General features: G+C 59.3%; 21 protein-coding genes. 8 read left to right on the top strand and 13 right to left on the bottom strand.

Going from position 1 to position 21,694, the window contains the following annotated elements:
• Positions 1–97 precede the first annotated feature (97 nt).
• From KHO07_RS09075 to KHO07_RS09060, 4 genes are read right to left on the bottom strand one after another with little or no spacing between them, the layout of a single operon-like run.
• Positions 98–1,411 carry a sensor histidine kinase gene (locus tag KHO07_RS09075; protein WP_212626980.1) on the bottom strand — a complete coding sequence of 438 codons (1,314 nt, stop codon included), beginning with the start codon at positions 1,409–1,411 and terminating at the stop codon, positions 98–100.
• Positions 1,408–2,076 carry a response regulator transcription factor gene (locus KHO07_RS09070; RefSeq protein WP_212626979.1) on the bottom strand — a complete coding sequence of 223 codons (669 nt, stop codon included), beginning with the start codon at positions 2,074–2,076 and terminating at the stop codon, positions 1,408–1,410. The genes KHO07_RS09075 and KHO07_RS09070 overlap by 4 nt, the downstream gene beginning before the upstream one ends.
• A 3-nt stretch (positions 2,077–2,079) precedes the next feature.
• On the bottom strand, positions 2,080–2,403 hold the full coding sequence (locus KHO07_RS09065) for a PepSY domain-containing protein (protein WP_212626978.1): 324 nt from the start codon (positions 2,401–2,403) through the stop codon (positions 2,080–2,082).
• On the bottom strand, positions 2,403–2,711 hold the full coding sequence (locus tag KHO07_RS09060) for a PepSY domain-containing protein (protein ID WP_150735427.1): 309 nt from the start codon (positions 2,709–2,711) through the stop codon (positions 2,403–2,405). The genes KHO07_RS09065 and KHO07_RS09060 overlap by 1 nt, the downstream gene beginning before the upstream one ends.
• Before the next feature lie 160 nt (positions 2,712–2,871).
• Between KHO07_RS09060 and KHO07_RS09055 the strand changes: the two genes are divergently transcribed.
• From KHO07_RS09055 to codA, 4 genes are all read left to right on the top strand, one after another.
• Positions 2,872–3,951: a patatin-like phospholipase family protein gene (locus KHO07_RS09055; protein ID WP_212626977.1), complete on the top strand. Its 1,080-nt coding sequence runs from the start codon at positions 2,872–2,874 to the stop codon at positions 3,949–3,951.
• A 75-nt stretch (positions 3,952–4,026) separates the two neighbouring features.
• Complete coding sequence (gene queD, locus KHO07_RS09050) at positions 4,027–4,383, top strand: 6-carboxytetrahydropterin synthase QueD (protein WP_008056290.1); 357 nt, start codon at positions 4,027–4,029, stop codon at positions 4,381–4,383.
• Between the two features lie 114 nt (positions 4,384–4,497).
• Complete coding sequence (locus KHO07_RS09045) at positions 4,498–5,316, top strand: alpha/beta hydrolase (RefSeq protein WP_150735425.1); 819 nt, start codon at positions 4,498–4,500, stop codon at positions 5,314–5,316.
• Positions 5,317–5,434: 118 nt separating this feature from the next.
• Positions 5,435–6,679, top strand: coding sequence for a cytosine deaminase (gene codA / locus KHO07_RS09040; protein WP_150735424.1), 1,245 nt, complete (start codon positions 5,435–5,437; stop codon positions 6,677–6,679).
• A gap of 605 nt (positions 6,680–7,284) precedes the next feature.
• Here codA and KHO07_RS09035 read toward each other — a convergent pair.
• From KHO07_RS09035 to KHO07_RS09020, 4 genes are all read right to left on the bottom strand, one after another.
• A complete protein-coding gene (locus tag KHO07_RS09035) occupies positions 7,285–7,650 on the bottom strand; it encodes a hypothetical protein (protein WP_212626976.1) in 366 nt (121 codons plus the stop codon).
• Positions 7,647–8,624 carry a hypothetical protein gene (locus tag KHO07_RS09030; RefSeq protein ID WP_212626975.1) on the bottom strand — a complete coding sequence of 326 codons (978 nt, stop codon included), beginning with the start codon at positions 8,622–8,624 and terminating at the stop codon, positions 7,647–7,649. Before KHO07_RS09030 ends, KHO07_RS09035 begins: the two co-directional genes overlap by 4 nt.
• A 10-nt stretch (positions 8,625–8,634) precedes the next feature.
• A complete protein-coding gene (locus KHO07_RS09025; protein ID WP_212626974.1) occupies positions 8,635–9,123 on the bottom strand; it encodes a type VI secretion system tube protein Hcp in 489 nt (162 codons plus the stop codon).
• A 198-nt stretch (positions 9,124–9,321) separates the two neighbouring features.
• Positions 9,322–10,311, bottom strand: coding sequence for a diaminopimelate epimerase (locus KHO07_RS09020; protein WP_212626973.1), 990 nt, complete (start codon positions 10,309–10,311; stop codon positions 9,322–9,324).
• Positions 10,312–10,478: 167 nt separating this feature from the next.
• On the opposite strand from KHO07_RS09020, the gene KHO07_RS09015 reads away from it, so the two are divergent.
• Complete coding sequence (locus tag KHO07_RS09015; protein WP_212626972.1) at positions 10,479–11,630, top strand: MFS transporter; 1,152 nt, start codon at positions 10,479–10,481, stop codon at positions 11,628–11,630.
• A gap of 110 nt (positions 11,631–11,740) precedes the next feature.
• Here KHO07_RS09015 and KHO07_RS09010 read toward each other — a convergent pair whose 3' ends face one another.
• The 5 genes from KHO07_RS09010 to KHO07_RS08990 form a co-directional block, all read right to left on the bottom strand.
• Positions 11,741–14,167, bottom strand: a complete 2,427-nt coding sequence (locus KHO07_RS09010; protein ID WP_212626971.1) for a TonB-dependent receptor — start codon at positions 14,165–14,167, stop codon at positions 11,741–11,743.
• A gap of 98 nt (positions 14,168–14,265) precedes the next feature.
• A complete protein-coding gene (locus KHO07_RS09005) occupies positions 14,266–15,249 on the bottom strand; it encodes a FecR family protein (RefSeq protein ID WP_212626970.1) in 984 nt (327 codons plus the stop codon).
• Between the two features lie 64 nt (positions 15,250–15,313).
• Positions 15,314–15,814 carry a sigma-70 family RNA polymerase sigma factor gene (locus KHO07_RS09000; protein ID WP_150735416.1) on the bottom strand — a complete coding sequence of 167 codons (501 nt, stop codon included), beginning with the start codon at positions 15,812–15,814 and terminating at the stop codon, positions 15,314–15,316.
• A 96-nt stretch (positions 15,815–15,910) separates the two neighbouring features.
• A complete protein-coding gene (locus KHO07_RS08995) occupies positions 15,911–17,266 on the bottom strand; it encodes an ATP-binding protein (RefSeq protein ID WP_212626969.1) in 1,356 nt (451 codons plus the stop codon).
• Entirely contained in the window at positions 17,263–17,970 is a 708-nt protein-coding gene (locus KHO07_RS08990) for a response regulator (protein WP_150735414.1), read from the bottom strand. Before KHO07_RS08990 ends, KHO07_RS08995 begins: the two co-directional genes overlap by 4 nt.
• Positions 17,971–18,134: 164 nt before the next feature.
• Between KHO07_RS08990 and KHO07_RS08985 the strand changes: the two genes are divergently transcribed.
• The 3 genes from KHO07_RS08985 to tynA all read left to right on the top strand — a co-directional run bounded on the left by KHO07_RS08985 (position 18,135) and on the right by tynA (position 21,604).
• Complete coding sequence (locus KHO07_RS08985; protein ID WP_150735413.1) at positions 18,135–18,437, top strand: hypothetical protein; 303 nt, start codon at positions 18,135–18,137, stop codon at positions 18,435–18,437.
• Between the two features lie 47 nt (positions 18,438–18,484).
• Positions 18,485–19,153 carry a DUF3313 domain-containing protein gene (locus KHO07_RS08980; RefSeq protein WP_212626968.1) on the top strand — a complete coding sequence of 223 codons (669 nt, stop codon included), beginning with the start codon at positions 18,485–18,487 and terminating at the stop codon, positions 19,151–19,153.
• A 162-nt stretch (positions 19,154–19,315) separates the two neighbouring features.
• Positions 19,316–21,604 (top strand): primary-amine oxidase, encoded by a 2,289-nt coding sequence (gene tynA / locus KHO07_RS08975; protein ID WP_212626967.1) that lies wholly within the window; start codon positions 19,316–19,318, stop codon positions 21,602–21,604.
• Positions 21,605–21,694: the final 90 nt, after the last annotated feature.

The following is a 21,694-nucleotide window of genomic DNA, read 5'->3' as shown; positions in this document are numbered from 1 at the left end:
CTTCCGCCGGGCTGTGAAGCAGCCCCAAATAAGGGGACTGCTGGGCAGTCCAGCGGGAGCAAGCTCCCTCGCCACAGGTTGTGCAACATTCTTGATTTCAGCGTTTTGGCAGTTCAATCAGCACTTTCAACCCGCCCCACTCGCTCTCCTGCAAGTGCAAAGCCCCGCCCCAGGTGTCGACGATGTCGCGCACGATGCCCAATCCCAAACCATGCCCGTCAGTCTGTTCATCCAGCCGTGTGCCGCGACTGAACACCTGATCGCGCTGGCCTTCGGGAATGCCCGGCCCGTCGTCTTCCACGCTCAACTCAAAGCCGTTCGCGGTCTCGACCACACTCAGCCGGACTTCGGCGTCCGCCCATTTGCAGGCGTTGTCCAACAGGTTGCCGAGCAACTCCAGCAGATCCTCGCGATCCCACGGCAGTTGTAACCCGGCCGGGGCGCGGTAGCTGAGGTCCAGGTGTTCACCGTGAATCATGTTCAGTGTCGCCAATAACCCCGGCAGTTCGGCGTCGCAGTCAAACAGCGCACCCGGCAGTGCATCGCCGGACAAGCGAGCGCGATTGAGTTCGCGATTGAGCCGCTGCTGCACCTGCTCCAGCTGTTCCTTGAGCACCTTGCGCAGTTGCGGGTGCGCGTCCAGTTGCTCGCTCGAGGCCAGGCTCAACAGCACCGCCAGCGGAGTTTTCAACGCGTGGCCGAGATTGCCCAGCGCATTGCGCGAGCGCTTGAGACTGTCTTCCGTGTGCGCCAGCAGATGGTTGATCTGCGCCACCAGCGGCTCCAGCTCCACCGGCACCTGCTCATCAAGTTGCGAGCGCTGGCCCTGTTGCAGCTGTGCGATCTGCTCGCGGGCCTTTTCCAGGGGACGCAAGGCGCGGCGCACGGTGACGCGTTGCAATAGCAGAATCAGCAGCAACCCCGCCAGGCCCAATCCCAACCCCACCTGCCGCATCCGCTGGAAGCTCTCGCGCACCGGCGTGTAATCCTGCGCCACGCTGATGGAGATTGACTGGCCGAGGCGTCGATAGTCCGAGCGCAACACCAGTAACTGCTGTCCCTCTGGCCCCAATTGCAGGTTGCTGTGCAGGCCGGGATGCTCGAGTCGCGGCAGCTCCTGGTCCCACAACGAACGCGAACGCCAATGGCTGTCGGCAAAATCGATACGGAAGTAGTGGCCGGAAAACGGCCGTTGATAGGCCGGTGACAAGCGTCGCTCATCCAGCTGCAATCCCTGCGGGCCGCGCGCCAGTGCCACCAGCAGGTTCTCGCTGTCGTTGCGCAACCCGGCCTCGAGGTAGCGCTGCAAGCCCATTTCGAACAGCCACAAACTGGTTTGCGCCAGTATCAGGCCGACAATCACCATCACGCTGATCAAGCCCAGGCTCAAGCGCCGCTGGATCGACCTCAACGCGCTTGCCCGCCAAAGAGGTAACCCTGGCCGCGACGGGTTTCGATCACGCTTTTGCCGAGCTTGCGCCGCAGGTGATTGACGTGGACTTCCAGCACGTTGGAATCGCGCTCGGTTTCACCGTCATAGAGGTGCTCGGCGAGGTGGCTTTTGGAAAGGATTTGTTCGGGGTGCAGCATGAAATACCGCAGCAAGCGGAACTCGGCGGCGGTGAGCTGAATGTCCGCGCCATCGCGGATCACGCATTGACGGCCCTCATCCAGATGCAGCCCTGCGGCCTTGAGCGTCGGTTGATTGGCCTGGCCATGGGAGCGGCGCAACAAGGCCTGGATGCGTAAATGCAGTTCTTCGGGATGGAACGGTTTGGTCAGGTAATCGTCGGCACCGGCCTTCAGGCCCTCGATGCGGTCGGCCCAGGAACCGCGCGCGGTGAGGATCAGCACCGGCGTCGCCAGACCACCGGCGCGCCATTGGGCCAGCACGTCGAGGCCCGGCACCCCCGGCAAACCGAGGTCGAGAATGATCAGGTCATAGGGCTCGGTACTGCCCTGATGCACGGCGTCGCGACCATCGGCCAGCCAGTCCACGGCGTACCCTTGGCGATTCAGGCCGGCCAACAGTTCGTCGGCCATAGGCACGTGATCTTCCACCAGAAGCAAACGCATCGATCAATCTTCCTTGTCTTTCAATAAACGGCCGGTGGCGGCATCGAGGTCGAGCTCGCGGACGACGCCTTCGGTGGTGAGCAACTCGACTTCATAAATATAGATGTCGTGCTTCTCTTCGAGCTCGGCTTCCAGCAGTTTCGCCCCGGGATAGCGGTCCAGCGCCTGCTGCAACAATTGCTCGAGCGGCAAGATCACACCCTGTTGGCGCAGGCTCAGGGCCTCGTCCTGGTCGAGGTCGCGAGCCATGACCACCGAGCAAAAAGCCAGCAGCGCCAGCGCCCATCGGCTGCCGATGCGCCACCGTGTAAAAGAAAACAGCGTCATTACGAATCCTGATGATCCTTGAGTACTTGCCCACTGACAGCGTCTAATTCCAGATCCCAATCGATGCCCTGCGGGTCGCGCAGTTCAATCTGGTAGATGTACTTGCCGTACTCTTCTTCCAGCTCGGTTTCGGTGACGGTGGAACCCGGATGTTTGGCCAATGCGGTGGCGTTGAGCTTCTCGAACGACACAATGGTACCAGCGTCGCGCAGCCTCAAGGCTTCATCCGGCCCCAGATCGCGCGCGTGGGCGATGCTGGTGGTGAGCATGAGGATGGACGCGGTGAACAGGGCAGTCAGGGTTTTCATGGGTGTCTCCGTCTTCTTTTATGTGTTGCCTACGGGTGCCACCTTAGCGATAAGAACTTAATTGAAACTGAATTGCCATCATTGCCCGTGTTGGGGCCGTATGGGACCACAAGATTGCAAGTGACTTATAATCTTCCGCTTGCCAACATTCGAGACCGGTATGACCGCCATCCACATCAAGTTCCCCTCCCTGACGATCAAGGCCGGGCCGCGTGCCTTGGCGCGCATTCGTGAAAACGGCTTGAAAGCTGCGGATGTCGGCACATTACCGGGCGCTGCCGGTGGCCCGAAGGCGTTGGGGATTCAGGGGCTGGACCTGGCGTTGTTCGGCGAATGGTTGCCATCGGCGCCACGTGAGCGCTCGCTGATCGGGGCGTCGGTGGGTTCCTGGCGCTTCGCCAGTGCCTGCCTGCCGGACGCGGCCGAAGGCATTCGCCGCCTCGGTCACCTCTACACCGAGCAGAACTTTGCCAAGGGCGTCACCATGGCGCAGATCAGCCAGAGCTCGCGGCGCATGCTCGATGATTTGCTCGACGGTCGCGATGCCGCCCTGCTCGACAATCCCCATTACCGCCTGAACATCATGGTGGTCAAAAGCCACGGCCTGCTCGCGGACGACCATCGCGGTCGCCTGGGCTTGGGCCTGTCATCGGTGATCGCCGATAACCTGCGTGGCCGCGCCCGACTGTCGCGGCACTTCGAGCGCCTGATCATCCACGACCCGCGCCTGGCGCCACCGCTCAATGCGCTGCACGACTTCCCGTCGCGTTTCGTCGCCCTGGATGCCGGCAATCTGCGCCAGGCCCTGCTCGCGTCCGGGTCGATCCCGATGGTGATGGAAGGCGTTCGTGATCTGCCGGGGGCCGGCGCTGGCACGTTTCGCGACGGCGGCCTGCTCGACTATCACCTTGACCTGCCCTACAGCGGCGATGACGTCGTGCTCTATCCGCATTTCACCGACCGGGTAATTCCCGGCTGGTTCGACAAGACCCTGCCCTGGCGGCGCGCCTGCCCGGCACGCCTGCAGAATGTGTTGTTGCTGGCACCGTCCAGGGAATACCTGGCGCGCCTGCCCTACGGCAAATTGCCGGACCGCAACGACTTCAAACGTTTCATGGGTGACGCCCCGGGCCGGCAGAAATACTGGCGTGCGGCGATGGATGAAAGCCGTCGGCTGGGCGATGAGTTTCTCGAACTGGCCGCCAACGGTCGCCTTGGCGAGCGCTTGCTGACCCTTTAGTCAAAACAAGCTGGTAAACTCGCCGCCTGCCCGAATCGCTACGGCGAACGTCACCTGAACAGAGCTGAAAACACTGTGGAAATTTTCAAAGAGTTTACCTTCGAATCCGCCCACCGCTTGCCCCACGTCCCGGACGGCCACAAGTGCGGGCGCCTGCACGGTCACTCGTTCAAAGTAGCGATTCACCTGAGCGGCGACCTCGATCCGCATACGGGCTGGATTCGCGACTTCTCGGAGATCAAGGCAATCTTCAAGCCGTTGTATGAGCGTCTGGACCACAACTACCTGAACGACATTCCTGGCCTGGAAAACCCGACCAGTGAAGTGTTGGCCAAATTCATCTGGGCTGAACTCAAACCCCTGCTGCCGGAACTCAGCGCGATTCGCATTCACGAGACGTGCACCAGCGGTTGCATCTACCGCGGCGAATAAAACGACTTCCCTGCACGGGGAAATGCGTTTTGTCCGAGAAATAGAAAACAGCCTTCATTGGCTGTTTTTTTATGCCTATGCTTTTTGGCTCGCACCCGCCGAAAGGGCACGCACATGACTGAATGGCCACTGGCTCAAACCTATCGTTTCAAAGGGCACTCCGTTCGCTACGCCGTGCGCGGCGATGGCCCGCCACTGGTGTTCGTGCATGGCACGCCCTTCTCTTCTTATGTCTGGCACCGGATTGCGCCGCACTTCATCACCACCCACCGGGTGCACTATTTCGATCTGCTGGGTTATGGGCAATCGGAAAAAATCGATGGCGACGTATCCCTGGGCGTTCAGAACGAATTGCTCGCGCAGTTGCTGGAGCACTGGGGCCTGGTCAGCCCCGACGTCGTCGCCCATGACTTTGGCGGCGCTACCGCCTTGCGTACGCATCTGCTCAACGGTAAGGATTATCGCAGCCTGACGCTGATCGACCCGGTGGCGCTGACGCCCTGGGGCTCACCCTTCGTGCAGCATGTGCGTCAGCATGAGGCGGCGTTCAGCGGCCTGCCCGATTACATCCAGCGGGCCATCGTGCCGACCTATATTCGCGGGGCAATCAAGCGCGAAATCCCCGACAACGAACTCGCACCCTATGTGCAACCCTGGCTCGGCGATCCCGGCCAAGCGGCGTTCTACCGGCAGATTGCGCAGATGGACGAGCGCTACACCCGCGAGGCTGAGAGCCTGTACCCGACCATTCGCTGCCCGGTGCAGATTCTATGGGGTGAGGACGATCAGTGGATTCCCATCGAACGCGGGCGCGCCTTGCAGCAACTGATTCCCGGCGCGCAATTCCATTCGGTCGCCAACGCCGGGCACCTGGTGCAGGAAGATGCCCCCGAGGCCATCATCGCAGCGCTTCTGAGATTCTTGCCCCTGTAAAAATCCGCCTGACCAAAGCCAATCTCCTGTGGGAGCGAGCAGGCTCGCAACCACATTTGATCTGCGCTGATCAACCGGGCTAACGTAAGGGTATTGAACCTCTAAAAGGACGCTCCTGATGCACATCATCAACGCCCGGTTGCGCAACCAGGAAGGCCTGCATGAGTTGCACCTGGAAAACGGCCTGATCAGCAACATCGCCCGCCAGACCGAGGCGCCGACCCTGGGCCCGAACGATCTGGATGCCGGCGGCAATCTGGTGGTGCCGCCCTTCGTCGAGCCGCACATCCACCTCGACGCGACCCTGACCGCCGGCGAACCGCGCTGGAACATGAGCGGCACGCTGTTCGAGGGCATCGAATGCTGGGGCGAGCGCAAGGCGACCATCACCCTGGAAGACACCAAGACCCGGGCGAAAAAAACCATCCAGGACCTGGCGGCCCACGGCATCCAGCACGTGCGCACCCATGTCGACGTCACCGATCCGCAACTGACCGCCCTCAAAGCGATGCTCGAAGTACGCGAGGAAAGCCGGCACCTGGTGGACATGCAAATCGTCGCGTTCCCCCAGGAAGGCATCGAGTCCTATCGCAATGGTCGGGACTTGATGGAGGAAGCAATCCACATGGGCGCCGACGTGATCGGCGGCATCCCGCATTTCGAGTACACCCGCGATCAGGGCGTCAGTTCGGTAAAGTTCCTGATGGACCTGGCCGAACGCACCGGATGCCTGGTGGACGTGCACTGCGATGAAACCGACGACCCGCACTCACGCTTTCTCGAAGTGCTCGCCGAAGAAGCCCGCAGCCGTGACATGGGCTCGCGGGTCACGGCTAGCCACACCACGGCCATGGGCTCCTACGACAACGCCTACTGCGCCAAACTGTTTCGTCTGCTCGGGCATTCGGGCATCAGTTTCGTTTCATGCCCCACCGAGAGCATCCACCTGCAGGGCCGCTTCGATAATTTCCCGAAACGCCGGGGCGTGACCCGGGTCAACGAGCTGCTCGAAGCCGGCATGAACGTGTGTTTCGGCCAGGACTCGATCGTCGACCCGTGGTATCCACTGGGTAACGGCAACATTTTGCGAGTACTCGAAGCGGGGCTGCACATTTGCCACATGCTCGGTTATCGCAACCTGCAAAGTGCGCTGGATCTGGTGACCGACAACAGCGCCAAGGCCCTCGCCCTGGGTGACCGCTACGGACTGGAACCTGGCCGCCCGGCGAACCTGCTGATTCTTTCCGCCGAAAATGACTACGAGGTAATCCGCAGCCAGGGGTTGCCGCTGTATTCGGTACGTGGGGGCAAGGTGTTGATGAAGCGAACGATGCCGGTGGTGGAGTTCCCTGGGCTGGATTGATCTTCGGTTTAAATCCATTTGGGTCATCGCTCGTCGATTCGTCATCGGTTATGTATCGTGGCGTCAAACTGGCGATAACCAAAATTAAAAAATCAAACGAAAAAATGCCTTATGACTAGCATCGCAGAAAACACCACTCCACCTACCATCCACGGCGCTATCAATTTTCGCTTAAGGTCTAGCGGTAAATTCAACAGTTCATCTTTTTCTATCAGGCCACGTCTTTCGAATACGCGAGGACAAAGGAACAATAATGCAATCGATCCATTCCTCATAGCGCTACCAATCAAACCCAACCCCGAAAATGCTTCACGATTATTTATCACAAACTTACTTTTATTCAAGTAACCCTCTATTTTTTCCGTATATCGACTGGAAAACAGAAATATCCACACCAAGACTAAAAACATCAAGAATATTAAGAACAATGAAATAAAACCCAAAACAACCGTCATCTTTGAAAATACTCATAAACTACGTCACCCCCCTTCTCACCCATATCTCCACCCCTCTCTCCTCCTGCCAAACCGCCTACTTCACTCCCTACAGCCACTCAAGCTTGCGCACCGAATCCGCCAGCCACAATCAACAAAGACAAGTAAAAATCAAACAAAAAAAAGCCAAAGAACAAACATTGCAAAAAACAATACACCTCCTGCAATCCAAGGCGCTAACAGCCTTCGCTTAAGGTAAACAGGCAAATTGGATAACTCGTCTTTTTCTATAAGGCCACGTCTCTCGCAGAGTTTAGGGATTAAAAATATTAATGCTATGGAGCAATTCCTGATAACCATCCCAATTAATCCCGCACTTTCAAATACGGCTCGATTATGCTGCACGATTTTACTATCACTTAGATAACCCTCTATTATCTCCGTAAATCGATAACAAGATAAAAACAGCCAGCACATTACTACAAACATGGCAACCATAATAAATGTCGAAATAATCGCAAACGCAATATCACTCATTCTGAGATAAACTCATAAACAATTTCACCGTTCCTCTCTCCCCAGTTTTCTCCCATCTCACCACCTAACCAACCACCTAACCCGCCTCCAATCACAGCGCAAGCAAGAGAACCCGGCCCTCCGGTAATCACTCCAAAAGCCAACACACATCCCATTGCTGCTGCGGCACTACCAACGGAACCTCCAAAAGATCCAAAAAGCAGCCCCCCGGACAACTTCCCTCCTTCTACATATTTAGCTTTCCTGCATTCATCCTCACGCCCAGTCGTGCATGCATTATAAATTGAGGCACCTGTCGCGGTGACACTCAGACCGACTCCAAGATATGTACCTTTTTTCATGAGGTTCGAAGCTTTCGCCACGCCATTAATGGTTTCAGCGTAGCCGGCTATGGTTCCTGTATGCAGGTAGCTTTTGGTGGAGATGCCCAGCATGTCCTTGATCGAGCCTTGGTTACGTAAACCGGACCCAAATCGGGCAAAGCTTTTTAATTGACCATCAAGCTTCTCAAATAGCGCCTTACGCTTTGCATAAAAAGCATCTCGACTGCCAGCGCCACCATTTCTGGGAATTTCACCATGAGCGGTTTCAATATTTTCGAGGGTTTTCTTGATGCCATCCAGGTGCTTGCTCCAGGCGCCCCCCACCGCGCCAATCCCTATGGATGAATAACCAAGAGTCCTTGTCAAAAGCTCGTGATTTTCAACTAAAAAACCATCACTCTGCATTCCATTAGTCATAATCGCCAAATGGACTTCCAACGCTTTGCGCATATAAAACGCTTCTTCGGCGGTGCAGATCGATACTGAATCATCACCAACAATGATTATTTCGCCGGGCAATACAACTGTATTGACTACATGCGAATTCAGCACATCAAACTTGACACTGGATTTCTTCCCAAGATTCAAATTCGACTTTAAATATGAATATGGCTGCACATGCTCATTGATAAAAATGTAGGCCTTTGACATCAGCTAAACCTCACGAGCATTTTTTATTTGCAATACGATCCCACCCACCGGCCACGTTTCCACCGCCTGCGCCGTCCGTACGTTTTTGCTGGGTGTAGATCGTTTTTATGCGCCCGTAATCAAGACTGATCGTTTCAGTAGGGACTCCATCATTTGCAACTTGCGAATAACTGGAGATGATTACCTCTTCCAGCTGAATCTCGAAGTACTTGAGTTTCTCCCCTCCTGCGCGGTGCAACCTCAATACAACATCTTTCAGATGTTCACCTGCGCAACTGGCCTCCAGGAGTTTGCTACTGGATTTATCCAGGGTTTTGGTAAACGTAAAATCGGAAACAAAGGTACGCCCAGAAGAAGCGCCCCCCGCAGAACTGGCCGTAGCCGAGGTTCCCTGTTGGGTGCCGAAGCGGTAGCCGTTAATTTCGATCCAATCCCTGTGTTGCTCATCAAGCGCTTCACCCGGGATACCATTGATTTTCAAAAAAGCATCAAATGCCATGCCACCGTTCCTTGGCAGTGGAGTTGGAAGTCAACTCCGTCATGAGCAAATCTACAACTTTCTCTATAAAGAATGATTTGACTTACACGTCCTGAATACAGTGAAAAAGACCTTTCCTATGTCGCTCTGCCAAATTTCTGTAGGACATGTCCACAGATGCCCGGGTTTACTTTGGGCGGCGATCCGATAACGGCGACATCAGACCAATCGAGCCTTACCAAACAGACTGACCCGACTCAATTCCCCCCGCTCTTGCTCCAGCAAGATTGGCGCCGTACCACCGGGCATGGTCACCCTCACCTCCCCGGCAGTCACCCAACCCACCCGCCAGGCCGCACACGCCACCGCGGTGGCGCTGGTGCCCGACGATGCTGTCGGCCCTTCGCCGCGCTCGAATACCCGCGCGGTCACACGCTGCCCGCCCTCATGCATCGCCCATTGCAGATTGATCCCCGCCGGGCACGGTTGTCCTGCACCGGTTGGCATGGCATAGGCGATGCGTGTCAGCCCTTCGTCCAACACCGGCTCGCGCATTTGTTCATTGCTCGGTAACGCATCCGTGCGGTCCACCAGCGTCACGCAATGCGGATTGCCGACCCGTGCAAACTGGCTGCGCACCCAGGCGCCGTTCAGTTTTGCCAGCGGTTGTACACGGCTCAGTTCACGACCGTTGAACGTCACGCTTTCAACCCCGAGGGCACTGACCGCCTCCGGCCCGAAAGCAGGTTGCCCCAAATCCAGCCAGAAGCCTTGCACCCCGTCGACCTGCGCCGCCTTCACCGACGTTTCCCCCGGTGAAACTAGATCGGTCTTGTCATGATGAACCCTGAGCACGCACGCCTGGTCCCGGGGCAATAGCCCTTGGTCACTCAGCGCTTGGGAGAAGATCGTCAGGCCGTTGCCACTGCGTTCGGCAAACGTGCCATCGGTGTTGACGATCAACAGATCAAACGGTGGCGATGCCTGAAACGGACCGACCAGCAAACCATCACTGCGATGATCCTTGCTGCCGGGAGGCTGCTCGCCCGGCGCCCAGGAACAGCACGCCTCGATAGCCGCCAATGCCCAGTCCTCGCGGGTTTGCGCAGCCTGGCTGGCTTGATCCGGCAAGTCTATGCCTTGGCTGCGCAGCGCTTGCGGCGCCACAACCATGTAGATATTGCCCCGTGCATCGTACATCCGCGCCATGGCGGTCTCCCTGCTGGAATGATCGGTCGGGCTCACTATCGCGAAACACGCATCGGCTGTGCAAGGATGTCTGCCTGTCGGAACGCAAAACCTGGCGGACGCTGATCGAAACCTCGCCGCACGATCACTGTCCCTTGGAGACGCGACGTTTTTTGCCAAGGATTGATATGACCAACCTCAACACCCAGACCTCATTCGTTCCCGGACGCCTGGAACAAATGTCCACGCGCGTCGCTTTTTTCATCGCCGGGGTCGGCATCGCCGCGTGGGCGCCGTTGGTGCCGTATGCCAAGGCGCGGGCCGGGCTGGATGAAGGCACGCTGGGTCTGTTGCTGCTGTGCCTGGGGGTGGGTTCGATTCTGGCAATGCCGATGGCCGGGATCCTCGCCACGCGCTTCGGTTGCCGCAAAGTGGCGACCGGCGGGACGCTGCTGATCTGCGCGGCGCTTCCGCTGCTGGCCACGGTGTCATCGATTCCGGCCTTGATCGGCGCACTGTTTATGTTTGGTGCGGGCCTCGGCACGGTGGATTCAACGGTCAACCTGCAAGCCGTGATCGTCGAACGCGCCAGCGGCAAGAATATGATGTCGGGGTTTCACGGTTTGTTCAGCCTCGGCGGGATCGTCGGCGCGGCGGGGGTCAGTGGCCTGCTTGGCCTGGGATTGCCGCCGCTGGGCGCGATGCTGGTGGTGATCGTCCTGCTGCTGGTCGCACTGCTGAAAGCTGCGCCACACATGTTGCCCTACGGCAGCGACAGTTCCGGGCCGGCGTTCGCCGTTCCCCATGGCATCGTGCTGTTCATCGGTGGCATGTGCTTCATCGTGTTCCTCGCCGAGGGCGCTGCGCTGGACTGGAGCGCAGTGTTTCTGGCGCAAGAGCGGGGAATTGATACGGCGTATGCAGGGCTTGGTTACGCAGCATTTGCCTTGACCATGACGGCCGGACGTTTGACCGGTGACAAAATCGTACGGCGGCTGGGCGCCACACGGGTGATGGTGTTCGGTGGACTGACAGCGGCAGCCGGGCTGTGTCTGGCGACCTTCGCCCCAAGCTGGGAAGCGGCACTGGCCGGTTATGCGTTGCTCGGTGCCGGTTGCTCGAACATCGTGCCGGTGCTGTACACCGCCGTGGGCAAGCAAACCGTCATGCCGGAAAGCATCGCCGTGCCGGCCATTACTACGTTGGGCTATGCAGGGATTCTTGCGGGGCCTGCGCTGATTGGCTTTGTCGCCCATGCCGCCAGTTTGAGTTTTGCCTTTGGGTTGATGGCGCTGTTGCTGGTGGCGGTGGCGATTGGCGGGAAGGTGTTGAAAGTCTGAAGGCATCGCTGGCAAGCCAGCTCCCACAGAGTTCGCGGTGAACACAACTCAGGTGTACGACTACGATCCTGTGGGAGCTGGCTTGCCAGCGATGAAGGCCCCCCGGTCTATCAGAACCCCACACTGGCCTGCACAAAGAACGTACGCGGCGCACCCACGTACATGCCCGAATTGTTGTCGCTGGAGCGGGTGAAATACTGCTTGTCGAAGATGTTTTTCACCCCCGCGCCGACCTTCAGGTTCGATACCTGCGGACCGAAGTCATAGCCGCCACGCACGTTCCAGGTGACGTAGCCCGGAATGTCGCCATACTGACCATCGGCGGTGCCTTCGGTGATGTAGTTGTTGGTGAAACTGCCGTCCGCGTTCACTGCCACGCCTGGTGAGCGCTGCTTGGACTGGGCGAAGGCGTCGATGTTGTAGGTCCAGCGATTGATGTCGTAACGCAGGCCGGCCGTGGCCACCTGGCGCGAGTAGAACGGCAGGTCGCGGCCCTTGAAGCCCGGAATCTCGCCTTCGTACACGGCGCGGGTGTAGGTGAAGCCAGCGTTGGCGGTCAGGCCATCCAGACGCGGGTCCAATGCAGCCATGTCGTAGTGCACCGACGCTTCAACACCCCGGTGAGTGGTCGCGCCAAGGTTAGTCCAGCCCGCATCGTTGCTGATGTACTGCAACTCTTTATCGAAGTCGATGTAGAACAGCGTCACTTCGCCGCCCCACACCTCATCGTTGTAGCGCGTGCCGATTTCGTAGGTCTTGGCTTTTTCCGGCTCCAGGCCGTTGGCGGTGCTGTCACCCGTGCCGCCCTGACCAAGCTGGAAATACTGCAGGCTGCCGAACGAGGTTTCGTAGTTGGCGAACAGTTTCCACGCATCGGAGATGTGATACATCACGCTCAGCGCCGGCAACGGCTCGTTGCTTTCGATGCTGCGGTTCTTTTCCGGTACAGGCCGGCCGGCGGTGTCGAGTACCGGGCGGTCATGCCAGTCGGTGCTGATGTGTTCAAAGCGAATGCCGGGGGTGACGGTCCAGTTGCCAACGTCGATCTTGTTATCGACGTACACCGAGTTGGCCTCGGTGCCGCCGGTACGGTCCTGGTAGACATGGCCATCGGAACCCGGACGCGCCACCGGTTCGTTGGCGCTGTTCAGCGCCAGACGGCTGGCCTCTTCGTGCATGGCCTCTTTCAGATAGCGATAACCGACACTGACTTCCTGGGTGGTCGGACCGACGTCAAACACATGGGACACCCGTGGTTCAATGCCGAAGGTGTAGTAGGTACGCGGGAACGAGCCGATGGTTTTCTGATCGCGGGCGGCGATGTTGCTGCCACGAAAACTGTCGGTGTAGTAGGTCAGCACTTCGGCCTGGGTGCGGTCGTCGAGCTGGCGAATCCATTTGAACGACACGTCCTTGCGGCGGCCGCGGAAGTTGTCGTTGTTACGGTCGGACTGGAACGGATCGGCGTCGTACTGCGCCTGGGTCAAGCCGCCGGGCATGTCGGCGCTGGCGTCGTAATAGTGAAAATTGAGACTGAAATCGTCCACATCAGTGGGCGCCCAATGGGTCTTGAGGATCACGTCGTCGATGTCGTTGCCATTGTTGCGCTCTCGGTAGCCGTTGCCGTTCACACCCGAATACAACAGCGCCACGCCCATGCCGTTGTCGGCGGTGCCGCCGGCAAACAACGTGTCGATGTGCTTCCAGCCACCGTGCTGGGAGGTTTCCAGGGTGGTGCCGATTTCTGCCGAGGCTTTTTCCGGGATCGCGCGGGTCACGAAGTTGATCACACCGCCAACGTTCTGTGGTCCATAACGCACGGAACCGGCGCCGCGTACCACGTCGATGCTGTCGAGGTTGCCAGAGGAAATCGGTGCCATGGACAGCTGAGGCTGACCGTAAGGCGCAAACGCGGCGGGCACGCCGTCGATCAACACGGTGGAGCGTGGCGACAGACGCGAAGTCAGGCCGCGAACGCCGACGTTCAGGGAAATATCGCTGCCACCGGTACCGTTGGCGTCTTGTACTTGCACACCCGGTACACGCTTCAACACGTCGCCGACGTTCATGGCGCCCTGTTCGATCATCGCTTCGCGGCGAATCACGGTCCGCGCGCCCGGGTGGTTCTGCACCACGGCGGCATCGGCGTCACCGAGCCAGTCGCCGACCACCTTGATGTCGGTCACGCCCAGTTCCAGCGGACCGTTGGCCGCCGCAGTCGGGGCCGGCATCAAGGTCACCGAGCCTTCATCGATCTGGTATTGCAGGCCGCTGCCCTGCAACAACTGGCGCAGCGCCTCCTCCGGCGCAATATTGCCGTCCACCGCTGGCGCCTGCTTGCCGGCCACCAGTTCAGGGCTGAAAAAAACCTGCAACGACGTTTGCTGGCCCAGTTCACTCAAGGCCTGACCCAATGGCTGCGCCGGAATGTGAATGGCGTCGGCCGCAAAAGCCTGGGGCATCGCAACGTTGACCGCCAGCGCGAGTGCCAGCGGCAACCAGGGAAGTTTGTTGTTTTTAGCGGTGGATTTTTTCACGTCGAACGTAGTCCTGTGGATCGCAAGAGTGTGCGCTTGTTAATGCAAACCAGTTGCAGTTGAACAGGAAGACGATGAACTCGAAAAAAACCTGAATTTTATTTTGAAATTATTTCCTGACTGCCGTCATCGAGGGTACGCACGGCCACCGGAAGGATGCTCGGCAGGGCCTTGAGCAACGCATCGGTGTTGTCGGATTTGAACACGCTGGTCAGGCGCAGATTGCCGATTGCCGGGCTGCCAACTCTGAGTGGCTTCTCTCGATAGCGCGAGACTTGCTCGGCAACGTCGGCCAGGCTGGCGTTGTTGAACACCAGTTTGCCGTTGCGCCAGGCGGTCAACTCGGCCGGATTGACCGTATAGGCCACCGCGACTTTGCCATGTGCATCGACGTGGGTGCCGAGGCCGGCAGTGAGGCTGACGAAATCATTGTCCGCGGCAGCATGCCCCTGAACCTTGACGGTGCCCTGCTCCACCACGACCCGGGTCTCGGTGGCGCCACGGCGCACATCGAAACGAGTGCCGGTGACGGTGACCTTGCCGCTGCCGGCATCGACGACGAAGGGCCGCCGGGTATCATGCTGGACGCTGAACATCGCCTCGCCTTCGGCCAACTCGATGCTGCGACGGTCCTTCTCGAAGCGCACCTGAATGCGACTGCGGCTGTCCAGATCGACCACCGAACCATCGGGCAACGCCACATGACGCCGCTCGCCAAGCGCCGTGGAAAATTCTGCGGTGTACAGCGATGGTCGGTTCAGGCCACTGAACATTCCCAACCCGAGCGCCATCGCCAGCACGCTGGCGGCCACCGCGTAACGCACCATCGGCCGACGCTTGTTGCGCGCCGTGGTGTCCTGACACAGCGCTTGCAGGCGCGCGGCAGGCACCAGGTCGGCGGCTTTCCACAGCCCCTGGAGCAATTCGAATTCGTGCCGGTGTTGAGGGTGTTCGTCCAGCCAGGTTTCGAACCGGGCCTGCGCTTCGGTATCGACGACGGGGTCTTGCAAACGCACAAACCACCGCGCCGCGTCATCGCGAACTGTTGTTTGCCCGCACGCACAAGCACGAGTATCCATCATGGAAGTTCCTGTTTGGCTGGGGATGAAAAATGGCCGCCGACCCGCCTTATGCAGGCGCGGTACCTCATGGCTGCAACCCTTCCAGACGGTCGCGCAGATGCCGCAGCGTGCGGATCATATACTTTTCCACCATGTTCTTGGACAACCCCAGGCGTGCGGCGATTTCAGCCTGGGTCAGGCCTTCGATTTTCTGCCAGACAAATACCTTGCGGCAGTTGATCGGCAGCTCGGTGAGCGCGCGTTCGATGGAGTCGGCCAACTGGATCGCATGCATGAAATGCTCCGGGTCGCCGGTCGACGACACACTGAGATCAATCGCCTCTGACTCCATGGCGCCCCGCCGATCCTCACGCCGATAACCGTCCACTGCGATGTTGCGCGCGGTCTGATGCAGGTAGGCCCGAGGTTGTTCCACCGCCGTCGAATCCGATTCAAGCACCCGCACAAAGGTATCGTGGGCCAGATCCTCAGCCTGCTGACGGTTTCTCAGGCGACGGGTCCAGGTGCCAACCAACTCTTCGTAATGCTCGAAAAAGCCGTGTCTGCGGGGCAGCTTGGGGATCATTTCGGTGTGCTGTGGAGACGGGGGCGTGAATAGTAATGCTTCCTATTAACCCAAGGCAACGATTAGCAGCCCAGCGGCCGAACAGCCCATCACCGGCTACCGCCCGGCGGCATTTGCCGTGTGAGTGCCCGGTAACTCCATGCGCGCAATCAGCCCCGCGCCGTGGCGATTACGCAGCGTCAACTCCCCGCCCTGTTCGCGAACGATGGCCCGCGCCGCGGACAATCCCAGGCCCACCCCACCGGTATCACGGTTGCGTGAGGTTTCCAGTCGGTAAAACGGGTCGAACACCCGCTCGAGCGCTGACTCGGGAATACCCGGGCCCTCGTCACTGACGTCGATGCAAACCCGGTATTCGTCGCCCATCAGGTCGATACCTGGCTTGCGCGCGTACTTCACCGCGTTTTCCAGCAGGTTGACCACCACCCGCTTGATCCCCAGCGGGCGGCCGTCGTACACCAGGTGGGCCGGGCCAATGAAGTCGACCACGATGCCCTGGTCGCGGAAATCATCGACGATCGTTTGCAGCAATTCCGAGAGGTCAAAGGCCGTGGTTTGCTCCCGGTGGGTTTCTTCACGGAAAAACCCCAGCGCCGCGTTGATCATCGTTTGCATTTCTTCGATGTCACGCACCATTTTGCGCTGGTGCTCCAGGTCTTCCATGAACTCGCTGCGCAGGCGCATCCGCGTCAGCGGGGCACGCAGGTCGTGGGAAATGGCCGCGAGCATTTGCGTGCGCTCGCTGAGAAAATGCCGGATCTGCGCCTGCATGGTGTTGAAGGCGATGATGGCCTGGCGAATTTCATGGGGCCCTTCGATTTTGATCGGGGGCGCGCGCAAATCCCCGCCAAAACGTCGCGCAGCGCTGGCAAAACGTTGCAGCGGATTGGCCAGTTGCCGAGTGGCAACCCAGGCGACCAGCAAGGTGGCGATCAGCCCCAGGGCGATGATGATCGGGATCCGCACACTGGCATCGAGCCCCCAGCTTCTTTGCGGAGGAGTGAACGACAACCAGCTGTCATCGAGCAACTGAACGAGTGCAACGTAGTGCGCCTCGGGGCTCTCCTTCGGCCAATCACCGGGGTTGAAGACTTCAATGTGTCGGGGGGTATCACCCAGCAACTGCTGCAGCGGCGAACTCTGGGGGGTCACCGGCGTCCCGCCCGGGGGCAGGTGGAAATCCGAGCGTTGCGGGTGCCAGCGCACTTCAAGCATCGGACTGCTCGCCGCAGCGGCCAAATGCGAACGCAAGGCCGCGGGCGCCGCTTCGATCACCCGCACATTCGCGGCGATCTGTTCCAGCAAGCCGGTGCGGTCGATGGGCGGACGCCCCCACGTACCGGCGAGCTGCACGAACAAACCATTGAGTGCCAGCGAAGCAATCATCGCCGCGACGATGGTCAGCGCGATCCGGCTCCTGAGGGTGTCGCGCGGGGCGATTCGACGGATCACGAGCGGGTCACCCTGGCCGAGAACATGTACCCGCCGTTGCGCACCGTGCGAATGAGATCGGGGCGCTTGCTGTCCGGTTCGATTTTGCGGCGCAGGCGGCTGACCTGCACATCGATGCTGCGGTCATAGGCGTCGTAACCCTGACCGCGTGCCAGGTCGATCAGTTGTTCGCGGGTGAGAATGCGCTGTGGATGCTCGAGAAAAACCAACAGCAAATCGAATTCACCCGCCGACAACGGAATCATCACGCCCTGGGGTGAGCGCAGTTCGCGACAGGTGATATCCAGGTGCCAATCGGCAAAGGTAATAACGGGACGCGTCGGCTCCTGCCCGAGGCTTTTCTCGCCGGCGCGACGCTGCACGGCGCGCAGGCGGGCGAGCAGCTCCCGAGGGTCGAACGGTTTGGTCAGGTAATCGTCGGCACCCAGTTCCAGACCGATGATGCGATCGCTCAGCTCCCCCATGGCGGTCAGCATGATGATCGGAATCGCCGTCCGGGCCCGTAGCTTCTGGCAAAGGCTCAGGCCACCTTCGCCGGGCAGCATCAGGTCGAGGATGATGATGTCCGGCCGGTGTGTTTCGATCGCCGCCCACATGGCTTTACCGTGGGTGGCCAGATCCACCTCGTAGGCATGCTGAACAAAGAACTTCCTCAGCAGGTCCAGGATTTCCACATCGTCGTCGACGATCAGCAGTCTGCTCACGTTCAAGGGTCCACGGGTCGAAAAAAGAGCGTATCTAAAACCATTCCGCGGCCAGGGTCATATATTTCAATCGAGCAACATTTCTACACCGCGGACATCATCCGGACATACCGCCGCAATTCCCCTGCGGCAACCTGCGCGACTTCCAACCCATGAGGTCTTCCATGCAGGGATCGAACAGCACCTACCCGATCGAGGCGGCCGACAGCGCGCATAGCGTGATCCTCAATCAGCGCACCAGTACGCCAGGGCACAACGAACCCATTCTATTCCAGCAGGCATGTGTGGGACTGACCGACGATCGGACCCACGTGGTGCTGCGCCGCTATTTCGAGCGCTACAGCCCGACTGACAGCAACTGGGTGGAATACATCCACTCGGTGCCGATTGCCGAATTCACCCACTGGATCATGGCCCATGGCGGCCTGCGGATCGAATGCTCGGAAGAGCTGCCGGACAGCCAGTGATCATCGGCCTGCCCGTTGCGTAACCCATCCACCCAGGAAATCCCTTGATGAGAAAACACTTCTCGCTGCCGCTATTGGCTGCCGTGACCATTGCCCTCTCGGCGTGCAGCAACAAAAAAGTCGCACCTGAGGCCTACACCGGTTTTTTAAAGGATTACAGCGTCTTGACGGAGCGCCGGTCGCCGTCCGGTCAAACCGTGCTGAGTTGGGTGAGTCCGACCCTCAAGGTCGAGCGTTACACGCAGATTTATATCGAACCTAGCCAGTTCTATCCAAAAGCCCTGCCCACCGAGCGGATTCCGCAGACCACGCTTTCGGACACCACCTGGTATTACGACGCCGCGCTCAAGCATGAACTGGGCAAAATCTTGCCCGTGGTCACAACCCCGGGGCCCAACACCCTGATCGTCCGGCCTGCAATCACGGGCGTGACGGCCAGCACTCAGAGCCTGCGCTATTATGAATGGCTGCCGGTTACCCTGGTTGCAGCGGGTGTCAGCACGGCCACCGGGATCCGTGATCAGGACAGTGAAATCGCCACCGAGGTGGTGTTTCTCGACGGCGGGACCAGAGCGGTGGTTGCGCAAGTGGTGCGCAAGGGCACGGGTGTCCCGCTGGACAACGATCAGCAAATCATCACCGCGGCCAACGTCAAGGCCGTGCTCGACGGCTGGGCCAGCGACCTGCGCAATTCCTATCTGGCGATGCGCCCGTAGGAACCGGATAGCCTGTTCGCTGGCGCATCATTATCGCCAGCGAACGGGTGCCGACAAAGGCAGGCATCCCAAGCAATCTGGCAGGAATCCAAATGCAGTCGGCGACGGGTTGTAGCAAAGTGCAAGAATGCCAGTCACCGGCTTTTCCCCAGGAATGCTCACATGCTCAGCAACCACGCATCGCCCAAAAAATCACCGCTTGCCCGCCTCGCCCTGGCCATTTCCCTGAGCGCCCTCGGCCTGCCTTTCTGGGCAGGCAATGCCCACGCCCACGGTGGTCAGGCAGAAATGGTTCCCCTGCAAGCGGGTCTGGAAGCGTTTGGTGCCACGGTCAAGTGGGACGATTACTCGAACCTGTTCACCATTGCCAAGGACGGGGTCTACCTCAAGGTCAAGCCCGACAGCAAAGTGGCCATGCTCAACGGCAAGCGTATCGAGCTGACGGTGCCGGTGGTGTTCAAGCACCACACCGCGTTCATGTCCAAGGATTTCATCAACCAGGTGTTCCAGTCCGGCCTGGACAAGACCTTCGTCGTCGAAACCCGCCCCAGCCCGCTCAACCCGTTGAGCGCAGCGGAAATCACGACGGCAGTGGATATCCTCAAGCAGTCGGAACACTACAAACCTGGCTTTCGTTTCACCGAGGTCTCGGTCAAGGAACCGCCGAAGGATCAGGTGTGGAACTTCATCTACACCGGACAAAACGTCACCCAGCCGCGCCAGGCCTCAATCGTGGTGCTGGACGGCAAGCATGTGATCGAAGCGCTGGTGGATCTGGACAGCCAACAACTCAAGTCCTGGAAACCGGTGCAAGGCGCCCACGGCATGCTGTTGCTGGACGATTTCGCAACGGTGCAAACCGCCGTGGAGACCAGCCCGGAATACGCGCAAGCCCTGGCCAAGCGCGGTATCAATGATGTGAAGAAGGTTGTGGCCACACCGCTGACTGTCGGCTACTTCGACGGCAAGGACGGCCTGGCGCAGGACAAGCGCCTGCTGAAAATCGTCAGCTACCTGAATGTCGATGACGGCAATTACTGGGCGCACCCGATCGAAGGGCTGGTGGCGATTGTCGATCTGGAACAGAAAAAACTGATCAAGATCGAAGACGAAGCCCTGATTCCAGTGCCGATGAAACCCACGCCTTATGACGGGCGTGGACGTCAGGGCGTAGCCGTCAAGCCACTGGAAATCATCGAGCCGGAGGGCAAGAACTACACCATCAGCGGCAACAGCATTCACTGGCAGAACTGGGATTTCCACGTGCGCCTCGACTCGCGGGTCGGGCCGATCCTGTCCACCGTCACTTATGACGACAAGGGCAAGAAACGCAAAATCATGTACGAAGGTTCGCTGGGCGGGATGATCGTGCCTTACGGCGACCCGGATGTCGGCTGGTACTTCAAGGCCTACCTCGATTCCGGCGAATACGGCATGGGCACCCTGACCTCGCCGATTGCCCGCGGCAAAGACGCCCCGGAAAACGCCGTGTTGCTGGACGCCACCATCGCCGACTACACCGGCGCACCGACCGCGATTCCCCGCGCCATTGCGGTGTTCGAGCGCTACGCCGGGCCAGAGTACAAACACCAGGAAATGGGCCAGCCCAACCTCAGCACCGAGCGTCGTGAACTGGTGGTGCGCTGGATCAGTACCGTGGGCAACTACGACTACATCTTCGACTGGGTCTTCCAGCAGAACGGCACCCTCGGCATCGACGCCGGCGCCACCGGGATCGAAGCGGTCAAGGGTGTGAAGTCCAGGACCATGCACGAAGACACCGCCAAGGAAGACACGCGCTACGGCACCCTGCTCGACCACAACATCGTCGGCACTACGCACCAGCACATCTATAATTTCCGCCTCGATATGGACGTCGACGGCGAGCAGAACTCACTGGTGGAAGTGAACCCGGTGGTGCTGCCCAACGACCGTGGCGGACCGCGCACCAGCACCATGCAGACCGAAACCAAAGTGGTCACCAGCGAACAACAGGCGGCGCAGAAATTCGACCCGTCGACCGTGCGCCTGCTGACCAACTTCAGCAAGGAAAACAAAGTCGGCAACCCGGTTTCCTATCAGCTGATTCCGTATGCCGGCGGCACGCACCCGGTGGCCAAGGGTGCCAATTTCGGCAAGGACGAATGGCTCTATCACCGCTTGAGTTTCATGGACAAACAACTGTGGGTAACGCAATACAACCCGGAGGAAAAGTACCCGGAAGGCAAATACCCGAACCGCTCGGACAAGGACTCGGGGCTGGGGCAATTCACCCAGGATAACCAGTCCATCGAGAACACCGACGACGTGGTCTGGCTGACCACCGGCACCACCCACATTGCCCGCGCCGAAGAATGGCCGATCATGCCGACCGAGTGGGTGCATGTGCTGCTCAAACCGTGGAACTTCTTCGATGAAACGCCGACGCTGAACCTCAATTCCCCGAAGTAACCATGCAATGCCCCCTGTAGGCGCTGGCTTGCCAGCGATGGCGCCCGAAAGATCGACGCATGGCTCAAGACCGCCATCGCCGGCAAGCCG

It is taken from the genome of Pseudomonas sp. PP3, from assembly GCF_905336995.1.
Classification (GTDB): domain Bacteria; phylum Pseudomonadota; class Gammaproteobacteria; order Pseudomonadales; family Pseudomonadaceae; genus Aquipseudomonas; species Aquipseudomonas reinekei.
Note: the sequence above shows the minus strand (reverse complement) of the source record. Positions and strands in the feature narration are given on the sequence as shown.